This window comes from Thiorhodovibrio frisius (genome assembly GCF_033954835.1).
In the GTDB taxonomy this organism is placed as follows: Bacteria; Pseudomonadota; Gammaproteobacteria; order Chromatiales; family Chromatiaceae; genus Thiorhodovibrio; species Thiorhodovibrio frisius.
In genome coordinates this window covers 865,725-886,473 of sequence record NZ_CP121471.1, presented here as the reverse complement: position 1 = coordinate 886,473, position 20,749 = coordinate 865,725, and the positions used below count along the sequence as shown (strand labels likewise).

Annotated in this window: 19 protein-coding genes; 7 read left to right on the top strand and 12 right to left on the bottom strand. The window is 61.6% G+C overall.

Going from position 1 to position 20,749, the window contains the following annotated elements; genetic code table 11:
• Nucleotides 1-65: 65 nt before the first annotated feature.
• Entirely contained in the window at nt 66-533 is a 468-nt protein-coding gene (locus Thiofri_RS04375) for an SRPBCC family protein (RefSeq protein WP_009150502.1), read from the top strand.
• 128 nt (nt 534-661) lie between these two features.
• Nucleotides 662-1,129: a PAS domain-containing protein gene (locus Thiofri_RS04370; RefSeq protein ID WP_009150501.1), complete on the top strand. Its 468-nt coding sequence runs from the start codon at nt 662-664 to the stop codon at nt 1,127-1,129.
• 34 nt (nt 1,130-1,163) lie between these two features.
• Here Thiofri_RS04370 and thiO read toward each other — a convergent pair whose 3' ends face one another.
• Both thiO and ispH read right to left on the bottom strand, forming a co-directional pair.
• Nucleotides 1,164-2,255: a glycine oxidase ThiO gene (gene thiO / locus Thiofri_RS04365; RefSeq protein WP_009150500.1), complete on the bottom strand. Its 1,092-nt coding sequence runs from the start codon at nt 2,253-2,255 to the stop codon at nt 1,164-1,166.
• A gap of 36 nt (nt 2,256-2,291) precedes the next feature.
• Entirely contained in the window at nt 2,292-3,251 is a 960-nt protein-coding gene (gene ispH, locus Thiofri_RS04360; RefSeq protein ID WP_009150499.1) for a 4-hydroxy-3-methylbut-2-enyl diphosphate reductase, read from the bottom strand.
• 207 nt (nt 3,252-3,458) lie between these two features.
• On the opposite strand from ispH, the gene rimO reads away from it, so the two are divergent.
• Nucleotides 3,459-4,781, top strand: coding sequence for a 30S ribosomal protein S12 methylthiotransferase RimO (rimO, locus tag Thiofri_RS04355; protein WP_009150498.1), 1,323 nt, complete (start codon nt 3,459-3,461; stop codon nt 4,779-4,781).
• A gap of 36 nt (nt 4,782-4,817) precedes the next feature.
• Here the strand turns inward: rimO and Thiofri_RS04350 are convergent, their stop codons facing one another.
• Together Thiofri_RS04350 and Thiofri_RS04345 are read right to left on the bottom strand one after the other, a co-directional pair.
• Nucleotides 4,818-5,327 (bottom strand): hypothetical protein, encoded by a 510-nt coding sequence (locus tag Thiofri_RS04350; RefSeq protein ID WP_051023949.1) that lies wholly within the window; start codon nt 5,325-5,327, stop codon nt 4,818-4,820.
• Nucleotides 5,328-5,584: 257 nt separating this feature from the next.
• Nucleotides 5,585-6,700 (bottom strand): SAM-dependent methyltransferase, encoded by a 1,116-nt coding sequence (locus Thiofri_RS04345; protein ID WP_040858022.1) that lies wholly within the window; start codon nt 6,698-6,700, stop codon nt 5,585-5,587.
• 188 nt (nt 6,701-6,888) lie between these two features.
• On the opposite strand from Thiofri_RS04345, the gene Thiofri_RS04340 reads away from it, so the two are divergent.
• The 3 genes from Thiofri_RS04340 to Thiofri_RS04330 all read left to right on the top strand — a co-directional run bounded on the left by Thiofri_RS04340 (nt 6,889) and on the right by Thiofri_RS04330 (nt 10,850).
• The gene (locus tag Thiofri_RS04340; protein WP_009150495.1) at nt 6,889-8,166 is read left to right on the top strand and encodes an alpha-amylase family glycosyl hydrolase; all 1,278 of its coding nucleotides are present in this window, start codon (nt 6,889-6,891) and stop codon (nt 8,164-8,166) included.
• Between the two features lie 233 nt (nt 8,167-8,399).
• On the top strand, nt 8,400-10,145 hold the full coding sequence (locus Thiofri_RS04335) for a DEAD/DEAH box helicase (RefSeq protein ID WP_143741991.1): 1,746 nt from the start codon (nt 8,400-8,402) through the stop codon (nt 10,143-10,145).
• Between the two features lie 147 nt (nt 10,146-10,292).
• Nucleotides 10,293-10,850 (top strand): DUF4124 domain-containing protein, encoded by a 558-nt coding sequence (locus tag Thiofri_RS04330; protein ID WP_009150493.1) that lies wholly within the window; start codon nt 10,293-10,295, stop codon nt 10,848-10,850.
• A 51-nt stretch (nt 10,851-10,901) separates the two neighbouring features.
• On the opposite strand, the gene der is transcribed toward Thiofri_RS04330, so the two are convergent.
• From der to ndk, 8 genes are all read right to left on the bottom strand, one after another.
• Nucleotides 10,902-12,311 (bottom strand): ribosome biogenesis GTPase Der, encoded by a 1,410-nt coding sequence (der, locus tag Thiofri_RS04325; protein ID WP_009150492.1) that lies wholly within the window; start codon nt 12,309-12,311, stop codon nt 10,902-10,904.
• Nucleotide 12,312: 1 nt separating this feature from the next.
• The gene (gene bamB / locus Thiofri_RS04320) at nt 12,313-13,566 is read right to left on the bottom strand and encodes an outer membrane protein assembly factor BamB (protein WP_009150491.1); all 1,254 of its coding nucleotides are present in this window, start codon (nt 13,564-13,566) and stop codon (nt 12,313-12,315) included.
• 70 nt (nt 13,567-13,636) lie between these two features.
• Entirely contained in the window at nt 13,637-14,350 is a 714-nt protein-coding gene (locus tag Thiofri_RS04315) for a YfgM family protein (RefSeq protein WP_009150490.1), read from the bottom strand.
• 74 nt (nt 14,351-14,424) lie between these two features.
• Complete coding sequence (gene hisS, locus Thiofri_RS04310) at nt 14,425-15,705, bottom strand: histidine--tRNA ligase (protein WP_009150489.1); 1,281 nt, start codon at nt 15,703-15,705, stop codon at nt 14,425-14,427.
• 42 nt (nt 15,706-15,747) lie between these two features.
• A complete protein-coding gene (locus Thiofri_RS04305; protein WP_040857431.1) occupies nt 15,748-16,791 on the bottom strand; it encodes a helix-turn-helix domain-containing protein in 1,044 nt (347 codons plus the stop codon).
• A gap of 36 nt (nt 16,792-16,827) precedes the next feature.
• Nucleotides 16,828-17,652 (bottom strand): type IV pilus biogenesis/stability protein PilW, encoded by an 825-nt coding sequence (pilW, locus tag Thiofri_RS04300; RefSeq protein WP_223296808.1) that lies wholly within the window; start codon nt 17,650-17,652, stop codon nt 16,828-16,830.
• Between the two features lie 32 nt (nt 17,653-17,684).
• On the bottom strand, nt 17,685-18,791 hold the full coding sequence (locus Thiofri_RS04295) for a bifunctional tRNA (adenosine(37)-C2)-methyltransferase TrmG/ribosomal RNA large subunit methyltransferase RlmN (RefSeq protein WP_009150486.1): 1,107 nt from the start codon (nt 18,789-18,791) through the stop codon (nt 17,685-17,687).
• A gap of 32 nt (nt 18,792-18,823) precedes the next feature.
• Entirely contained in the window at nt 18,824-19,252 is a 429-nt protein-coding gene (gene ndk, locus Thiofri_RS04290; RefSeq protein ID WP_009150485.1) for a nucleoside-diphosphate kinase, read from the bottom strand.
• A 470-nt stretch (nt 19,253-19,722) separates the two neighbouring features.
• Between ndk and Thiofri_RS04285 the strand changes: the two genes are divergently transcribed.
• Nucleotides 19,723-20,679 (top strand): hypothetical protein, encoded by a 957-nt coding sequence (locus tag Thiofri_RS04285; protein ID WP_040858013.1) that lies wholly within the window; start codon nt 19,723-19,725, stop codon nt 20,677-20,679.
• Nucleotides 20,680-20,749: the final 70 nt, after the last annotated feature.

The following is a 20,749-nucleotide window of genomic DNA, read 5'->3' as shown; positions in this document are numbered from 1 at the left end:
AGACTCTCCAGACCAATCGGTTAACGTCAGGCCTCAGGGAGCGCCACAACCGCGAGGACAGCATCATGGTCAAAGCCAGAGCCAACATTCTGATCGAGCGGCGAGCGGAGCAGGTGTTTGGCTTCGTCGCCGATGACTTCGTCGAGAACTACGCCCGCTGGTCGCCGGAGGTTAGACAAATTGAAGCACTGACGCCTGGCCCCATCGGCGTCGGCAGTCTTCTGCGCCAGGTGCGGGTGGATCAAGGGCGGCGGAGCGATAATCGCTTTACGGTCACCGCATTTGAAAGCCCGGCGCGTTTGGAGTTTGCCGAAAGCACGGATCTGTTTCGCACTGGCTATTGGCTGGCGCCGGAGGGTAACCAGACCCGGCTGGAATTTGGCTTTGAGTTGCGACGCCTTGAGCTTTACATGCGTCCGTTCGAGAAACTGATTCGCCTCGCCATTCAGGAAGGGGCCGAGCGCGTGGTGCGCAACATCAAGACCCTGGCCGAGCGCGAACTCGCAACCGGCTCGACCGAGCCAGGGAACTGAAACCCGTTGCCGCCCTTAACCAGCCACAATAAGACACCAGGGTAAGACCCTGGCGCAAGCCACTGCCCCATTGACCAAGAGCCGCCCCCCTAGGAGCTAACCCTAGGAGCTAACCCCAGGAGCTAATCATGGAATTCATCGCCGACAAAGACCCGGGACTGATTCCCTTTGTGCTGTCCCAAATTCTGGATACCGTTGTCAACGGAGTGACGCTGTCTGACCCCGATCAGCCGGACAACCCCATCGTTTACGCCAACGAGGCCTTCGAGCTGATTACCGGCTATGAGCGCGAGGAGATTATTGGGCGCAACTGCCGCTTTTTACAGGGCGAGGATGACGAGCAGCCCGAGCTTGCGCGCATCCGCGAGGGGCTGGACAAACAGGAATCCGTCACCGTGACCCTGCGCAATTACCGCAAGGACGGCAGTCTGTTCTATAACCAGTTCACCATCCGCCCGTTGTTCGACCACGAGGGCAATTTGCTCTACTACTTAGGGATTCAGTACGACGTGACCGAAAAGGTGCGTGCCGAGAAGGAACTCGCACGGCTCAATGCAATACTCACCGCCGCCGGCTCCCCACCGGAGGCTGACTAAGCACGCCAAAAAGGCGACAGAATGGCCCGCGCCTTCAGCCGCGTGGCTCGTCTAACGCATAAGGCTCGGGCGGCACAATGGGCGGGCGGCCGAGCATCAGGTCGCAGATCAGGCGTGCCGAGGCTGGCCCAGTGACAAGACCGTTGCTGAAGTGCCCGGCATTGACAAACAAATTTTCCACACCCGGATAGGCGCCGATATAGGGCACGCCCTTAGGCGAGCCCGGGCGCAGCCCTGCCCAGTGGTCTTCAATCGGCGCACGTTTGAGCAGAGGGTAGAGTTCCACGGCAAAACGATAGAGTTCTTCTTTTGCCTGGCTGGTGGTCGTTTTGCTAAAGCCAGCCTCCTCTTCGCGCGTGCTGCCGATCAGCACCCGGCCATCCTGGCGCGGGATGATGTAACGCTCGCGATAAAGCGTCAGCTGCCGGATTTGATCGGGCTTGGCAAAAAACAGCATCATCTGCCCCCGCACCGGACGGATTTTTGGCGCCGCGCCAAGACGCTCAATCAACTGCGCGGTCCAGGCCCCGGCGCACACCACCACCCGATGAGCGGGGAGCTGTCCGGCAGTGGTGCGAACGCCGCGCGCCTGCCCCTCATGCACGCGCAGGTCAATCACTTCCTCGTGCTCGCGAATCTTTACCCGCTTGTCGAGCGCGGCGCGCAGGGAGCGCATTAGCCTGGGGTTGCGCACCTGCGCCACGCCCGGCAACCAGAGCGCGTTATCCAGCCGCAGTTCCAGGTTGGGCTCGATTGCCGCCAGCCGGGCACGATCGAGCAGTTCGATCGGCATCTGATGGCGCTCACCCCAAGCCAGAGCCAGATCGCGTTCCTCGGCATCGAGAATCATCAGACCGGTGGCGCGGTATTCTGGATCGACGCCAGTCTGATCGAATAATTCTTGCATTAGCTCGGGATAAAACGCCTGGCTCCAGAGTGCCAGGGCATTTACCGCGCTCGGATGATGCCAGGGGTAGAGGGGCAGCAGAATGCCGCCGCCAGCCCAGGAGGACTGGCGCCCGGTATTGCTCATCTCGACCAGGGTCACCGAGGCGCCGGTCTTGGCCAGTTCATGGGCGGTGAGCAGGCCAATGACACCACCGCCGACAACCAGATAATCACTCATCGTCTGCTCTGCTTCTCGCTGATTGGATCGCGATTATTACGTGGAACGCTCGCCCGCATGATCCGCCGTGGTCAGAGACTTGGGCAAGGCGAACACCACCTCCTCGGACACCCCGCTGCACTCAGTGACCTCCCCTGCCCCCAGTTGTCGCAGGCGCTCGATCACCTGACGCACCAAAAGCTCAGGCGCCGAGGCCCCGGCCGTGACCGACACCCGCGCGCGGTCGAGCAGCCAGGCAGGATCGATATCTTCGGCACCATCGATAAGATAGGCCGGCATGCCCTGCTTCTCGGCCAGTTCGCGCAGGCGATTGGAATTGGAGCTGGTCACCGAGCCCACCACCAGCATCAGATCCGCCTCGGCAGCCAACTTGCGCACCGCATCCTGGCGATTTTGGGTGGCATAGCAGATGTCGCTCTTTTTCGGGCCCTTGATGTTTGGAAACCGGGCTCTCAGCGCCTCGATCATCGCTGCACTGTCATCAACCGATAAAGTGGTCTGGGTGACATAGCAGACCTTGTCCGGGTCGCGTACCTCAAGAGCGTCGATATCCGCGACCGACTCGATCAGCCACACCCGCCCATTGCCGTCCTGACATTGTCCCATGGTGCCTTCCACCTCGGGATGCCCGCGATGGCCAATCAGCACCACATCAGCACCCTCACGGCAATGGCGCGCGACCTCCAGATGCACCTTGGTCACCAGCGGACAGGTGGCATCGTATAAGCGCAGTCCGCGCTCCTCGGCCTGACGGCGCACGCCAAGCGCGACGCCATGCGCGCTGAAAACACACACGGCCCCTGCGGGAACTGTATTGACATCCTCGATGAAAATGACGCCGCGCTCTTTTAGGGACTCAACGACATAGCGGTTGTGCACCACTTCATGGCGCACATACAAGGGCGCGCCGTGCAGATCGAGCACCCGTTCGACAATCTCAATGGCGCGATCAACACCGGCACAGAAGCCGCGCGGGTTCGCCAGTAGAATTTGCATGGAGCTGCCGGGGGAGTTTTCGCTAGGCATATCGATTGTATTGGAGAGGATTGACCGGAGGCGGACAGCGACTCGGGCCAGCCACTGCGAACTGACAATCCTACCGGAAATCCATCGCCCATCAAGATAAAATCCGACAGAAACGCTATAGTTTCACCGCAAATCCTTTCCATCGCAGCTACTCCATCGCCACAACGGGTGTGAGACATGATTCCAAGTGTCGGATTTATCAGCCTGGGATGCCCCAAAGCCACGGTCGACTCCGAGCGCCTGCTCACCCGACTGCGTGCCGATGGCTACCGGATCGCGCCGGATTATGCGACGGCCGATCTGATCATTATCAACACCTGCGGCTTTATCGACGATGCTGTCGCCGAATCGCTCGATACCATCGGCGAGGCCCTTGATGCCTGCGATCAGGTCATGGTGACCGGCTGCCTAGGCGCGCGCGGGGCCATGATTCGCGACGCCTATCCGAACCTGCTGGCCATCACCGGCCCGGAGCAGGATGACCAACTGATGGAAGCCCTGTACCGGCACCTGCCACCACCGGAGCATCCCTCCGGGCGTCTGACTCCGCCGCAGGGCGTCAAGCTCACGCCGGCACACAGTGCTTACATCAAGATTTCCGAGGGCTGCGACCACTTATGCAGTTTCTGCGTGATCCCAAGCCTGCGCGGCCCGCTGCGCAGCCGGCCCATTGGCGAGGTACTCGAGGAGGCGCAGCGACTGGTCGATAACGGCGTGCGTGAACTGATGGTAATCGCGCAAGACACCAGTGCTTACGGTCGCGACAGCAAGCATCAACTGGACTTCTGGGGCGGCCGCCCGCTGCGCACCGACATCACCTCCCTCGCCCAAGTGCTTGGGGAAATCGCGCCCTGGGTGCGCCTGCACTATATCTATCCTTATCCATCAGTGGATCAACTGATCCCGCTCATGGCGCAGGAACTGATCCTGCCCTATCTGGACATGCCGCTACAGCATGCACACCCCGCCATTCTGCGCGCGATGCGCCGCCCGGCAGCCGCCGAGCGGATGCTCGAGAAACTCGCAAACTGGCGCGAACAGTGCCCGACCCTGGCGATTCGCAGCACCTTTATCGTGGGTTTTCCTGGGGAAACAGAAGCGGAGTTCGAACACCTGCTTGAATTTCTGACCGAGGCGCAACTCGACCGCGTGGGCTGTTTCGCCTACTCACCAGTGACCGGTGCTGCGGCCAATGCGCTCCCCGATCAGGTGCCGGAGCGCATCAAGCAGGAGCGACTCGCACAATTGATGCAGCATCAGGCCAAAATCAGCCGCGCCAAGCTCAGGGATCGCATTGGCCAGGAACTCCTGGTGATGATTGATCGGGTCGAACCCGACCGGTGCTTCGCCCGCAGCCATGCCGACGCGCCAGAGATTGACGGCGAGGTAATTATTCCCGGGACCTGGGATGTCACCCCCGGCGATTTCATCCTGGCGCGCATTACCGAGAGCAAAGAGCACGACCTGATTGGCGAGCCGGCAGACTATGACGTGCGCTGAAAGCGCCCAAGGCTAAAGGGCAGCAATAGCCTCCGCTTAAAGATCCACCGCCGCATAGCCAAAAGCAATGCGCCCGTGGCGGCCATCTTCAAGCTTGAACTCGCCAAGGCCGTTACGCCCGCTAAGGTCGAGAATGATGTTGCCCTGCCCGGTCACACCACCATCGCAGTAAATCTTAAAAATCGGCTGTTTATCCCCGTGGAAGGCGTTGTAACGGCCACGACATTGCTGATCCGTTGCGTTACGCGCGGTAAAAGCCGACGCGAAAGGTTCTGAGGTATAGCGCCCAGCGTAGAAATCGCCATCGGCAAACACCATCGCAAAGGGCCCCTGCGTGGCATCTGCAGGCGGCCCATCGATGCGCACCCGCTCGCGATAGTGCTGCATGGCGCGCGTAATACAGGTAGCGCGAATGCCCATGGGCACGCCGTGGCACAGCACTTCGCCGTACTCATGGGGTTTGATGTTGGTGGTGACCAGGTTGTAGTCGATTGTCTGGGGCGACTGTGCGCAACCGGCCATTGCCACCACCGCCAAGCTAAGCATTATCGTCAGAGCCTTCATTGCGAATCCCTTGTGTCATCCAGTCATTTGATTGGCTCACTATAATACCAATCGCAAATTGATTTTTGGTTTTGGGCCGGGTGACGGACGCGGGGGTCTCGGCGGCCCTTGATCGGATCAGGGACGCCGCCGGGGAGCCTCCCTGGATGTAAATGGGGATGTATTTACGGCGCCCCCCGTGGCCGCCACCCGGCCCAGAACAAGCCGAAATTCCAAAGGGTTTCGGTATCACCGCGCGCCTACCCTTTGGGGGCGCTTTCACTTGCTGGACGCTCGAACAAATAATGCCCGACCCACCATTCCTGCCCGGCGCGAAAGCCGAAAAGTTCGGCGCAGGCCATTAGAAACAATCGCCAGCGCATCCACCACAGAGCAGCGGCAGGCGCTGGATTTTTGCTGGGTAGATTTTCGCTGGGTAGATTTTCGCTGGCCGGATCGCCGCCATAGGTTTGCTCGAGAATGGGCATCACCTGCCCCCGGTTCTCATCCATGCGCGCAAGCCAGGCATTGAGCGTGCGCTCGTAATGGCGTCCATCCCAACGCCAGTGGTCAAGCAGACGCAAATGCTGCTGAAACTGCAACGGCAGCGCATCATGGGGCATGATGCCACCGGCAAAGAAAAAGCGCGTCATCCAGTCATCGCCGCCCTGCTCCTCGTAAGGGTAAGGGTGCGCGCGATGACAGAAAATGTGCATCAAAAACCGCCCACCCGGAAGCAACCAGCCATGCAGGCGCTCGAACAGCGCAAACCAATTGCGCATATGCTCGAACATCTCAATCGAGACGATGCGGTCGAACTGCCCCGGAGCCTGAAAGTCATTCATGTCGACTGTGAGCACGCGCAAATTGGTCAAACTCGCGCGCGCGGCCTCGGCATCGATAAATGCCTTCTGGGAATGGGAGTTGGATACGGCGACGAACTCGCTGCCCGGATAATGCGCTGCGGCCCATAGACTGAAAGAGCCCCAGCCGCAGCCAAGCTCCAGCACCCGCTGGCCATCAGCAATGCCGGCTCGCTCGGCGGTGAGTGTGAGCGCTGCATCTTCTGCCTGGGCCAGAGAGTCAACGCCATCGGGCCAGTGGCAGCAGCTGTATTTGCGTCGCGGCCCCAGGACCAGATCAAAAAACTCTGCCGGCACCTCGTAGTGCTGCTGGTTGGCGCGCTCCGGCACCGCAGCAATGGGCGATGCGCGCATCATGGCGAGAAAGTCCCGTTCGGAGGTAATGGCGGCTTCACAGTCGGTCACCGGCAAATCCTTCAGCGTATCGCGCAGACGCGCGCGAATCCCGGCACGCACCAGCGCGTCGGGTAACCAGCCGCGTTCGGCCAAAAGGACCGCCCTGTTGACTAACATGTTATAAAGACCGGACATCATGACTCCTGGCTCGCTGAGGGTTGAACAAGGCTTTGCGATTTGCTAGGAACATCGGTGCAGAGCGCGTGATTCCCAAGTCAGCGAGGTCCAATACGCCGGCGACGCCGGAGGGTGACACTGATGGCCAAGCGCGCAGCAATCCGCCCCTCATCGAGCACCAACCACCAATGATCATCTACAACCTTTTTCCGCTTCTTGCCGGGCCTTTTCCGGACTGGACGCCACATTTTAAGCGTGCCGCCGCCATGGGCTTTGACTGGATTTTCGTCAATCCGGTCCAGGCGCTTGGCGCGTCTGGCAGTCTTTACTCCATCAGCGATTATTTCGGCATCAACCAAGTCTTTGTTGGCCCTGGCAGCCTCTCTAGCTCTAAACAACTCCGCGCCGCCTGCACGAGCGCCGAAAAGCTTGGGCTTAAGATGATGACCGACCTGGTCATCAATCACTGCGCCATCGACAGCCCGCTGGTCAAGCAACATCCACAATGGTTCGTGATGAAGCGCGGCAAGCCAGCCAATCCCTTTTGTGTCGAGCCCGACGGCAGCAAGGTCATTTGGCGCGATCTGGCGCAATTCGATCACCGCAAGTCCGCCGACAAAGAGGGCATGCTCGCGTACTTTGTCAGCGTGGTCGAGCATCTGACGGATCTTGGTTTTCGCGGCTTTCGCTGCGATGCTGCCTACCAGCTCCCTGCTGAATTTTGGCAGAACTTGATTGGTCGTTGCCGCGCCAAGCATCCGGACATTGTCTTTGTGGCCGAAACCCTCGGCTGCTCGCCCAAACAGACCAAAAGCACGGCTGCGGCGGGCTTCGACGCCATTTACAACAGCGCCAAATGGTGGGATTTCACCAGCCCCTGGTTGCTGACCCAGTATGCGCTCACCCGCTCCATGCTGGGCTCCATCAGCTTTCCGGAAAGCCACGACACCGAGCGCCTGTTCAGCGAGACCGACGGCAACCTTGATGCCATGCGCCAGCGCTACCTGTTCGCGGCCCTGTTCTCAAGCCATGTGATGATGCCCATGGGCTTCGAGTACGGCTTCCGCAAGCGTCTGCATGTGGTCAACACCCGCCCAACGGATTGGGAAGAACCCAATATCGACCTGACTGATTTCATCACCCAGATTAACGGCATCAAAAAGCGCAGCGCGGTTTTTAGCAGCGAGGGGCCAATCGAGCAACTCACGCACCCAAACGAGGCGATTCTGATTCTGCGCAAGAAAGCCGCAAAGGGCTCCGAGCAAGCACTGCTGATCCTGAACAAAGACCCGCACAACAATCAGCATTTGCACCTTGATGATCTTTACGCCCTAATCGACGTCCCGCCGCCGCTCCACGACCTTTCTCCCGACTGGCCGATGGATTATCTGCCCACGCCCTTTGAGTTTGACCTTGGCCCCGGGGTAGCGCGAGTATTGACAACAGACGGGGACAAGCGTCCCTAGTCAGCACCTGAGTTCTTGCGGTCATGCTCATAGCCCCGGCCTCCCCAGAGGATGAATCTTCTATTTCACGGTAAAATGTAAGCTGGGGCGTGCAAGCAAGGGCTCGGCTCTTTTTCGACGGGGGTCCGGCTGACATCGCCGATTCGCAATGCCCGATTCGCGCCCTTGAACTATGCTTGAAACTCAACCCCGATTGCATTTCCGCTGCGGGGTCGACCGAGAACGAATACCCCATGGACCATGACCCTATTCAGGACGCTTCGGTTGAAGAACCGACGCTGACCTTCGCGCAACTTGGCCTGTGCGAGCCCATCTTTCGTGCCGTCGCCACCCTTGGCTACGAGACGCCCACGCCCATACAGGCGCAATGCATCCCGCATCTGCTCAATGGGGAGGACTTGCTCGGCCAAGCCCAGACCGGCACCGGCAAGACGGCAGCCTTTGCCTTGCCATTGCTGTGCCGCATGGAGCCCGAGCAAGAGCTACCGCAGTTGCTGGTGCTGACACCCACGCGCGAACTGGCCTTGCAGGTGGCCGAGGCTTTTCAAGACTACGCCTCCCAGCTCAAGAATTTCCACATCTTGCCCATCTACGGTGGGCAAAGCTACAGCCTGCAAATCCGCCAGCTCAAGCGCAGGCCGCAGGTCATCGTCGGCACACCCGGGCGCGTCATGGACCACATGCGTCGTGGCAACCTGTCGCTCGACGGCCTGCGCGCCATGGTGCTCGACGAAGCCGACGAAATGCTTAACATGGGCTTTGCCGAGGATATCGACTGGATCTTTGAGCACTGCCCCGAAAAGCGGCAGGTGGCGCTCTTTTCCGCGACCATGCCAGAGGCGATCAAGCGCGTTGCGCGCGTGCGGCTCAAAAATCCCGTCGAAGTGCGGGTGCGCGCCTCGGCCGAGACAGTCGATACCATCGATCAGCACCATTGCGTGGTCGCGCGCGGGCACAAGCTCGACGCCCTGACCCGCCTGCTGGAAATGGAAACCTTCGACGGCATGGTGATCTTTGTGCGCACCAAGAATGCCACCACCGAGCTGGCCGACAAGCTCAAAGCCCACGGTTTTGCCGCCGAGGCGCTCAATGGCGACATGAACCAAGAGCTGCGCGAACGCACCATTGGCCGATTGAAAGACGGCCAGCTGGATATTCTGATCGCCACGGATGTTGCCGCGCGCGGGCTGGATGTCGAGCGCCTGAGCCATGTGATCAACTACGACATTCCCACCGACCCGGCATCCTATGTACATCGCATCGGCCGCACCGGTCGGGCCGGGCGCACCGGGCGCGCCATTTTGTTGGTCGAGCCGCGCGAGCGCAGTCTGCTGCGCGCCATCGAGCGCACTATCCGCCGCAACATTCCGGCCATGGACCCGCCCTCGGCCGCCGCGCTCAGCGCATCGCGCATCGACCGCTTCACGCAAGACCTGCGCAGCACCCTAAGCGAACAGGACCTGGACTTCTTCTACCGCCTGGTCGCGCGCCTGAGCAAAGAGCAGGAACTCGACCCTGTCGATATGGCAGCAGCTCTGTGCTTCCTGCTGCAACGCGAACGCCCGCTGGAGGTGGAAGAGAAACGCCTGAGCCCGCCGCCGCGCGCCGAACGGGAGCGTGACCGGGACCGCGGGGGTCGGCCGGATCGCGACGGACCGCGCGGACGCCCGCCACGCCGCGAGCAGGACCAACAACTCGCTAGCTACCGCATTGAAGTCGGCCATGCCCACGGCGTCAGCCCGCGGGAGATCGTCGGTGCCATCGCCAACGAGGCCGGGCTCGATGGCCGACGCATTGGTCGCATCGATATCCGCGACGATTTTTCCATCGTCGACCTGCCGCCCGGCATGCCGAAGGAGATTTTTCAGCACTTGCAGCGGGTCTATGTCTGCGGCCAGGCGTTGCGCATTCGCGACTCCGACGAGCCGCCCAGCCGCCCCCGCCCGGGAAAAAAGCACCAGGGTCCGCGCGGGCGCTAAGAGATCAGGCCGCACTGCAACGGAGCAAACCTCAAACAGCACCTGACGCGAAGCCCCTGGTCGGCATACCCGCAGCGGCGGCTTAACCCGGACGTACCTTTGCGCTAGACTCCGACAACCTTCATCCAAAACGCGTGGAGTCCTGTCATGTCCTATCATCCCGTGCTGTTTATTGCTCAGAGCCCTGCACTGATCCTCGCCGGCACCTTTGCCATCGCCATCTCGACGGTCGCCGAGGCCCAACAGCAGGTCTATCGCAGTGTCGACGCACAGGGCAATGTCAGCTTTTCCGCCGAGCCACCGTCCGGAGCCAATGTGCGCAATGTCGAGAGCATCGAGTTGCAGCCCGGACCAAGCGAGGCCGACCGTCAGGCAGCAGAGGCCCGCGCCCGCGACATACAGCAGGCCGCCGACGCCTACGCCCAGCAGCGCCAGGCCGCACGCGAGGCAGCCGCCGGACAACAGGGGTCAGATGCCGCATCCAAATCCTCGGCGGGGTCGGATGATGCATCACCCGCTGCCGAGCAATGGGACCAGCTCCTTGTGAATGACCGCAACCTCACCCCCGAGCAACGCACGAAGGTTGAGGAGGCCAAACGCGAACTGCTCGACGCCCAGCGCGGGCAGCAGGGCAGCGGCAGCGACCTGTACAAAAGCCCCGACAACTATCAGCGCGGCACCACCAGCCGCAGCGGGCGCGAATAGCCAGTCGTCGGCATGGCGGTAGGATGGCGCGCCGCGCCTGAGCGATGCGAGCTAGCGCCCGTGCCGACTCACAAAGCGCTTTAGGCGATCGCGCTGGCGCTGCTGACGCGGGGTGAGTTTGTTGCGCTTGCCAGCAAAGGGATTACTGCCGCTTTTAAACTCGAGTCGCAACGGGGTCCCGTGGAGGCTGAGTTCTTTGCGAAACCGGTTAATCAGGTAGCGACGGTAGGCATCGGGCACTGCCTCCACCTGATTGCCATGGATCACAATCACCGGAGGATTGCGCCCACCCTGATGGGCGTAGCGCAACTTGATGCGCCGACCATGCACCAGCGGCGGCTGATGCTCGCTGACTAGATCGGCCAACAGCCGTGTGAGCAAAGGTGTGGGCAGATCGCGAATCGCGCTGGCGTAAGCACCTTCGACAGCATCAAGCAGCAAACCCACACTCGAGCCATGCAGTGCGGATATCTGAAAGCGCTCGGCAAAATCCAGAAAGGCAAGCTTGCGTTCGTAGCTGTCTTTGATCTTGGCCCGCTCATCGGCGCTGAGCCCGTCCCATTTATTGATGGCGACCACCAGCGCGCGCCCACTGTCGATCACATGGGAGGCCAGAGTCGCGTCCTGCTCACCAATACCAACTTGGGCGTCCACCACCAGAATGACCACATTGCACGCATCAATGGCCTGCATCGCCTTAATGACGCTGTATTTTTCGATTAGTTCGGTGACTTTGGCGCGACGCCGCATGCCGGCGGTATCGATGAGCGTGTAATCCCGGCCGTTGGCCTGAAAAGGAATGAACAAACTATCGCGGGTGGTACCCGGCGTATCGCTGGTCACCACGCGTTCCTCACCGAGCAGGCGATTGATCAGCGTTGATTTGCCGGCATTGGGCCGCCCAACCACGGCGATCTGAATGCCCTTGGCGGCCTCCTCCGTCCCTACTGCCTCGGCATCCGTCTCAGCGGGCGGCAAAGCATCAAAGATGTGCTCGAGCAGGGTGTTCAGACCGCGTCCGTGGCTCGCTGCGATTGGCAGCGGGTCGCCGAGCCCCAGAGTATGAAACTCCGGCAGCACCAGACTGGCATCGAGCCGATCAACCTTGTTGACCACTAGGGTCAAGGGTTTGCCGGTGCGGCGCAGTTCGGCGGCGATATCAAAATCGCCTGTCAGACAACCATCGCGCGCATCGACTAGAAACAGCAGATGATCCGCCTCGGCAATGGCGAGGCGGACCTGACGTTCGGTCAGCATATCAAGCGGATCGGAACTGCCCGACAAGCCGCCGGTATCGACCAGAATGTAAGGACGCGGACCGAGCTGGCCGACGCCATATTGGCGATCACGCGTCAGGCCGGGGTAGTCGGCAACCAGCGCATGACGACTGCGGGTCAGACGATTAAATAGCGTTGACTTGCCGACATTGGGGCGCCCAACCAGGGTGATGACTGGGAGCATGTCAATCCGACGGGGAAACCGCAGTGCCGGTGCGCGCCGGCGGCACCCGTCTGGCCTGCCCGCGTGCGGCGAGCGCAGCAACAGTGCCATCGTTGGCATAGACAAAGACCCGTCCATTGGCCACGGCTGGGCGATGCACAATGCGAGACTTGGACACCCGGTCACGCGCCAGCAGGCGACCGTCATCAAGGGCGAGCCAGTGGACCCAGCCGTCAATATCACCGACCACCAGTTTGTCACCCAGGATGGCCGGTGCCGTCAGTCGCCGATACTTGAGCGCGTCCTGCTTCCACAGACCAGAACCATCAGCGGTGGTGGCGCCCCAGAGGATGTCGGATGAGTCGGTCACAAAAAGTCTGCCTTCATCCGCAGCCAAGCCGGCATAGGCTGAGAGTTCACGCCGCCAGAGCACCGCACCGGTGACGATATCCACTGCTGCCAGGTCACCGTTATAGGTCGCCACATAGGCAATATCCCCCACCACCACCGGATCGACGTCGAGATCGGCAATGCGCTCGAGTTCGCTGCGTCCGCTCGCGGGCGTGACGGTCAGCTCCCAATTGGGCGCGCCGTGCTCGAGTTCGAGACTCACCAGGCGCCCGCCGGCGATGCCGACGATGGCATTATCATTGACGATGATCGGTGAGCTGCTGCCGTGCAGGGTCAATACCGGGGCCGGGTAGCTGTAGCGCCAAAGCTCCTTGCCATCGCTGGCTGACAGCGCATAGACGCTGTCATCGATGGTATGCACGATCACCTGCTCGCCGGCAATGCGGGGTGTCGACAGGATTTCGCTGCTCAATTGCGCGCGCCAGCGTTCGCGGCCGTCTTGCGCGGACAGGCCAATCAACTCGCCATCGCTGGTCCCGAGAACGAGCAAATCGCCCACCACCTCGGGCCCGCCGCTCAAGCGCAGGTCGGTGTCCCGCTCCCAGATCACCCGGCCGTCGTTCTGCGACAGCACCGCCACCTGTCCGCGACCATCGGCCACATATAGGCGACCATCGCGCGGCACTGGCACCAAATTCAGGGCGCGGCCATCGGTACCTTTGCCAATGCGAGTTTTCCACAGGGTATCGACCGCAAGCTGCTGGGCAAAGGACTTATTTAGCTCGGTTGGCGGTCTCGGGTCCTTCTCGCCACCAATCAAGGGCACCATACCACAGCCGCTGAGACCCGAGACCAGCACCAGCAGGATCAGCGCGCCGGCCAGACGGTAACCTGGACCGAGGCTTCTGTTGCTTGTCGTTGTCATCTCTCGTCTCCCGCGCCCTTTGTTTGATCAGATACCACTTAGGCCGGCTCGCACCGTCAAGAAGGCCATCTCAGCTACCCGTGGAAGTGGGCAAATCCTGCAATTTCAGTTCGATCAATCCGGCGGCCGCGACATCCCCCTCCAAGGCTTGGCGATAAGCCGCGCGGGCATCTTCGATGCGGTCCTCGGCCACAGCAATGTCGCCACGCAAAGCGGCAAAGTCAGCCGCGAAGCTATTGTCTTGCTCATGCTGGTCGATCACCGCCCCGGCTGCCGCATAGTCTTGAGCCGCAATCAGCACCCGCGCCAGACGCAGCCCAGCCAGGGTCTTAAGCAGCGCTGTCGGCGCCTGATCAAGCGCCCCGCGCAGCGCCTCGGCCGCCGCCTCGAGTTGGCCCTGATCGCTGTGCGCCTTGGCCAGGGCGAGTTGCCCAAAGTACGCGTAGGCGGTGGAGCCAAAGTCTTCATTCAGGCGCGCCTGCTGCTCGCTGGCAACGGTCAGCAGCGCACTCAACTCGTCGCTAGCCGATTCGGAGTCTGATGAAGCTGGATCGGCATCGGCCGGCGCGGGCGCCATGAGCGAAACCTGGTTCACAGTCACCATCAGCTCCTCGAAGGCGAGCGACGCCTGCTGCCCGAGTTGGTCCTGATAGCTCATCCAGGCACGCCAGCCAAAGATGATCGCCAGTCCGATGGCCACCCCGGAGACCACGGCAAGACCGTTTTCTTTCCACCATTTCTTGATGGCTTCGGCTTTTTCTTCGTCGGTTTGCAACTCGACCACGGTTTTACCCTTATGCGTGAAACGATTCTTGAAAATAGTCCTGACAATAATCAGGGATTTGATCCGGGAATGGATTAGGCGCCAGCTTTCCTGGCCAGATACTTTGACAGATCATCAAGCGCGACTCGCTCTTGTGCCGCATCGCCGCGCAGCGGCTTGACGCTGATTTGGCCCTCGGCCAGCTCATCGTCCCCCAGCACCAGCGCGAAGCGTGCGCCGCTGCGATCTGCTTTCTTGAACTGGCTTTTGAAACTTCCACCACCGCAGTGGCACAGCAGACGCCAGCCGGGCAGCTGCTCGCGCACCTGCTCGGCCACCAGCACCGCCTGCGCCTCGGCCTGCTCGCCGGCCGCGACCAGGAAAAGATCTGGTGCGTCCTTTAGATCTTCAGCTGTGGGCGCGCTCAGCTCCAGCAACCGTTCCAGCCCCATGGCAAAACCCATGGCCGGCGTGGCGCGCCCGCCAAGCTGCTCGACCAAGCCGTCGTAGCGTCCCCCGGCACAGATGGTCCCCTGGGCGCCGAGTGCTTGGGTAATCCACTCAAACACCGTGCGATTGTAGTAATCCAAACCGCGCACCAGGCGCGGGTTAATCCGCACCTCGAGCCCGGCACGCTCGAGCCCTCGGCAGAGTGCATTAAAGTGCGTCCGCGCCTCACTGCCGAGATAATCGAGCAAGCTGGGCGCCGCGGCGATCAGCTCGCGCAATTGCGGATTCTTGCTGTCGAGCACCCGCAGTGGGTTGGTGCCAAGGCGACGCCGGCTATCGTCATCGAGCGCGTCACGATGGCGCTCGAGATAGGCGACCAAATCCTCGCGGTAGCGGACCCGGTCAGCCAGGTCGCCCAGGCTGTTGAGCTCCAGGTGCAGATCGCTCAGCCCCAGCGCGTCCCATAGTCGGCGGGTGAGGAGAATCTGTTCGAGATCAACATCGGGACCAGCCAGCCCAAAGGCCTCCACGCCGATCTGATGAAACTGCCGATAGCGACCGCGCTGCGGCCGCTCGCGCCGAAACATGGGCCCGGCATACCACAGCCGCTGCGGCTGGCTGAGCAGGCCATGCTCGATGGCCGCGCGCACGCAACTCGCGGTGCCCTCAGGACGCAGGCTGAGATGATCCCCACCACGATCTTCGAAGCTGTACATTTCCTTCTCGACGATGTCGGTGACCTCGCCGATGGAGCGTTGAAAAAGTCCGGTTGCCTCGACCAGGGGCATGCGAATTTCGCGATAGCCATAACGCGCGAGCAGGTCGCGCGCGCGCGCCTCCAGCCACTGCCAGCGGGCGCTGTCAGCAGGGAGAATATCGTGCATGCCACGCACGGCGCGCAGCTGTTCTGGTTTCTGTTCGGCCATCTGAATACTTGTTGCCTGTGGGCGGGGATGAGCGCTGTGGACTTAAAGGACAGCGGGGTCGAGATCGAAGCGGGCCACATTGCCGCGCGCGACTGTCTCCACGTCAAACTCTTTCCCGTCCACTGTGACCGCAACCGCCGCCGCATTACCCAGAATGATCGAGTAAGGCCCCCGGCCGCCAAGGGTCTCGCGGTCACCCTTGTTCATTTCACCAAAGAGCTTGTACTCGCCGGTGGCGTCGCGCACATCGACCCAGCAGGGTCCGCTGAAGGTCATGATGACTTCCGCCGTGGCGGAAGCCTCGCTACCATCACTCTCAGTAGCCGTATCATTCTCGTCCGCGTCGGCGCCGATGGACGCGATCAGGCCGGCCATGTCTGCATCGGCCGGCTCTTCATCTGCGGGAGGGGAGTCGGATTCCGGCGCTGTTCCAGATGGCTCGGGCTCGAGTTCGGGCTCGGTATCCAGCGCTTCGGCAGCCGCGTCAGCTGAGGCTTCATCCAGCGGTCTGCCTTCTGGGTTGAGAGCTGCCTCCGGATCGACATCGGCCGGCGGACGCGGCAGAACGGGCCGCGCGACCCTGGGCGTCGGAGAAATTACCCCAGTGTCATCGGCGTCCGGCGCGGAGAGCAGATTGGCAAAGAAGTCGCTGCCGCCCAGTTGCGTCCACCCGAACCATCCCGCGCCACCGAGCACCAGCGCCAACAGCAAACCGATCAGTGGGGCCAGCGGGATGGCAAAGGAACGGCTGTTATCTGCTCGCGCCCGTGCGACAGGCATGGTGGGATGACTATCGGCTGGCTGCACGCGCCGATATTGATCGAGCAGCGGGGCCGGATCCAGCCCGAGTGTGCGCGCATAGGCGCGCAGATAGCCGATCACGAAAACTTCGCTCGGCAATCCCTCGTAGTGGTCGTCCTCCAGCGCGGTGATGGTGCTGACAGACAAATGCAACTCGGCCGCGATCTGCGCCAAGGTAATATTGGCCGTCTCCCGTGCCACTCTGAGCTGCCGTCCAACGCTGTCGTGAAGTGGATCGACCGTATCGGTGTGAAGCGCGGGCGTCGGTTCGTCAATGCTGTGCATGGGTTCAGGCCGGTGGCGGATATTGGATGGCATAGTCTAGGGGGCGAGCTCCATGATCTCGGTTGCATCCGGGAAGCGCTGACGCAGGGAGGTTTCAAGTTTCTTGGCCGCAGCGGTGTTGCCCAGCGCGCGCTCGATGCGCACCGCAAGCAACAAGGCCTGGGGCGTGGCCGCATTTCCGGCTGCGACATAACGTGCCATATAGCCGCGCGCGCCCTGGGCATCGCCATTCGCGAGGTTCTGGCCGGCCATGTTGAGCAGCGCCGGACCGAATCTTGGATTCTTCTCCAGTGCCTGGCGCCAATAACGCTCCGCCTTAACTGTATCGCCAGCACGCCGTGCGCAGTCTGCGGCATTCGCCAGGGCCACCTCCGGGTTGGCGTAGAGCGGGTTGTCGAGCGCCTTCTGAAACTGTTCATCCGCTTCCCGATAACGCGCTTGCTTGCACAGTATCACGCCCCAGGCATTGCGATAGTCAGGATTTTTCGCATCGATCTCGACGGCTTTTTGGAATTGCTTCTCGGCGTCCGCATGCTCGCCAATGCGCTGATAAACAATCGCCAGCATGTAGCGCGCGCGCGCGCTGCCACGATCTTCTCGCACCGCTTGCTTGGCGCGGGTCAAGGCGGCATCAATCTGACCGCGTTGCAGATAGGCGGAAGCCATGTTGACGTAGAGATCAGCCGGGCTTTCCGGCGCAGTGCCAAGCTCGACCTGGAGATCGTGATCGTCGAGGTCGTCCTTGTCACCGCTCGGCAGCAGGGTCGTGCAACCCGAGCCAAACAGGGCAACCGCCAGCGCAGTGGGCAGCAGGAATCTGAATTGATGTCCGGCTTGATCAGTCGGCAGCGGTCCGGTCAAAGCCATTCTCCGGTGAATGAGCGCGAGTTCGGTCATGCTGCTGGCCTCGCGAGGTCCAGCTCGACCCGCTGCGGCGCCCCGCGCCGGCGGTTTTCGACCCGGCCAACGAGCTGACCGCAAGCGGCGGCAATGCCGTCGCCACGCGTTTTGCGGGTGGTGGTGACCAGACCAGCGCCGATCAGGCGCAGGCGAAAGGCATCGACCCGCTCGGGCGGACTGGTCGCAAAGCCGCTGCCGGCAAATGGATTGAACGGGATGAGGTTGACCTTAGAAGGCACGCCCTCGAGCAGACGAATCAGCGCTTTGGCATGCGCTAGGCTGTCGTTGACGCCATCGAGCATGACATACTCCCAGGTGATGCGTCGCCGCTTGTCGGAACCGGCGTAAGCTTTGCAGGCAGGGATCAGTTCCTCGAGCGGATATTTGCGATTGATCGGCACCAGTTCATCGCGCAACGCATTGTCCGGCGCATGCAGCGAAACCGCCAGCGAGACATCGGCAACCTCTTTGAGCCGGTAGATATTGGGCACCAGCCCGGAGGTGGACAGGGTCACCCGGGTCTTGGCCAGCATATAGGCCAGATCATGTTGCATCACCGCCATGGCCTGCACCACGGCGTCGAAATTAGCCAGCGGCTCGCCCATGCCCATCAGCACCACATTGGTTGGGGCAAGACCAGTGCGACGAGTCGCGGCCCACACCTGACCGATGATCTCACCTGGCGTCAGGTTGCGGCTGAAGCCCTCACGCGCGGTGGCGCAAAAACGGCAGTCAAGCGCGCAACCAACCTGAGATGACACACATAGGGTACGTCTTTTCCCCTCCGGGATGAAGACCGTCTCGACCCGCTGCCCATCGCCCAGCTCGAGTATCCATTTCACTGTGCCATCGGGCGCCGGTTGCTCCAGCGCGATCCGGGGCAGTTCGCAGGGGCACCGCAACGCCAGGGACTGACGCATGGCCGCCGGCAGGTCGGTCATGAGATCAAAATCCAGCACGCCATGCTTGTGCACCCATTTGAACAGATTGCGACCATGAAAGGCCTTGCCGCCATGCGCAATGGCGAGCTGCTCGCAACCCTTGAGGTCCAGCTCGAGCGGATTGACAGATTCTTCTGCGTTCAGCAATGGCGTGTTCATTAATGGTCGATTCAGGATGGCCGATAATCCGCTCAGCGGGTGCGCACGCAGACCCCCTCAGGGAAGAAAAAGGCAATCTCGGTCGCCGCCGTGTCAGGTGCATCCGAGCCATGCACGGCATTTTCGGTAAAGGAGTCGGCAAAGTCCGCACGAATGGTGCCGGGTGCAGCTTGGGCGGGGTTGGTGGCACCCATAATCTCGCGGTTAAGCGCGATGGCGTCTTCGCCCTCAAGCGCCATGGCAAGCACCGGACCCGAGGTCATGAAGCCGACCAGCTCGTCGAAAAACGGCTTGCCCTGATGCACCGCATAAAACGCAGCGGCCTGTTCGCGGGACATGTGCAGCATGCGAGCGGCGAGAATGCGCAACCCGGCTTTCTCGAAACGGTCACAAATAGCGCCAATGGCATTCTTGGCAACCGCGTTGGGTTTAATGATGGACAGGGTTTGTTGGACGCTCATGCTGACTCCTTTTGGGCTTGCGCCCGATAAAAAACGAAACTAGGTGCTGGATCGGCGGTGATCGGCAAACTGCGCCAACAGCTGGGCTCGCCTTTCAGGTCGGCCGCCATGATCCAACGACAGCGCACAAGTCTAATCGGGAAAGCGCCCGAAAATCCATCCGTCAAGCGCAAAATATACCAAGCGGACATGGATTTTCGACTTGTCTCGGACCGGGCAGCGGTCACTGGGGATGCAGTAAACCCTGCCCATGGGGCTTCAGGCTGGGGGTTTCACGGCAGCATCCTGCCGCAGAGCCCCCGTGACCACCACTCACCCCAAAATACGCCCCAATTCCATGTCGATTGGGTATAACATTCGCCACCCTGACACGGGCGCCCCGATTCGCGACAACTGGCAGATTTTGGGCCGATTTTGGGCGGATTTTCGGGCTCATCTTCATGAGGCATTACAACCTGGGGGAGCCTGCCTTGGCTGATTATGACCTTTTCAACGGCGATGCGGATGGTCTTTGCGCGCTGCAACAACTGCGCCTGAGCGAGCCACGCGACAGCACCCTGATCACCGGCGTCAAGCGCGACATCGCGCTGCTGAGCCGCGTCGCGCCGGCAGCGGGCGACCGGCTGACAGTGCTTGACATCTCGCTCGATAAAAACCGGGCTGACCTCAGGCGCGTGCTTGAGGCCGGCGCGAGCGTGCGCTGGTTCGACCACCATTATGCGGGCGAAATTCCCAGCCACGACCGATTCGAGGCCCATATCGACCCCCGCCCGGATCAAGGCACCAGCCTGCTGGTGAATCATGCACTCGGCGGGCGATTCTTGGAATGGGCGCTGGTTGGAACCTTTGGCGATAATTTCGACACTAGGGCGCGCGCACTGGCGAGCGAGGTCGATCTGTCCGCACGCGACACCGAGGCGCTGCGTGAGCTTGGCATTCTGCTCAACTACAACGGCTATGGCGCACAGGTCAGCGACCTGCATTTTCCGCCCGACGCGCTCTTTCGACGCCTAGAGCCCTATCACGACCCGCGCGAGTTCATCGCCGCCGATGAGGCGTTCGGCCAACTGCGCGCCGGCTATGCACAAGATATGGCGCTCGCGCAAGCCCTGGCGCCTGAGCTCGCATCCCCAACCCACTGCCTACTGCGGCTGCCGTCCGAGCCCTGGGCGCGGCGCGTCAGCGGCGTGCTCGGCAACGCACTGGCTCAACAGGCACCAGGGCGCGCGCATGCGCTGCTGACAGTGCTCGACCAGGGCGGCTATCTGGTCAGCGTGCGCGCCCCACTCGAGCGCCCCGATGGCGCCGACGCACTCTGCCGCCAGTTCGCTACCGGCGGCGGGCGCAAGGCCGCTGCCGGCATTAACGCGCTGCCGGAATCTGACTACGACCGATTCGTATCAGCTTTCCATGCCGCTTTCACCTGATCGCGGCTATTAGCCTCTGCAATCCGCCCTCATCGCCCCAAGACGCGGCACTCCAAGGTCGTGACAGTGA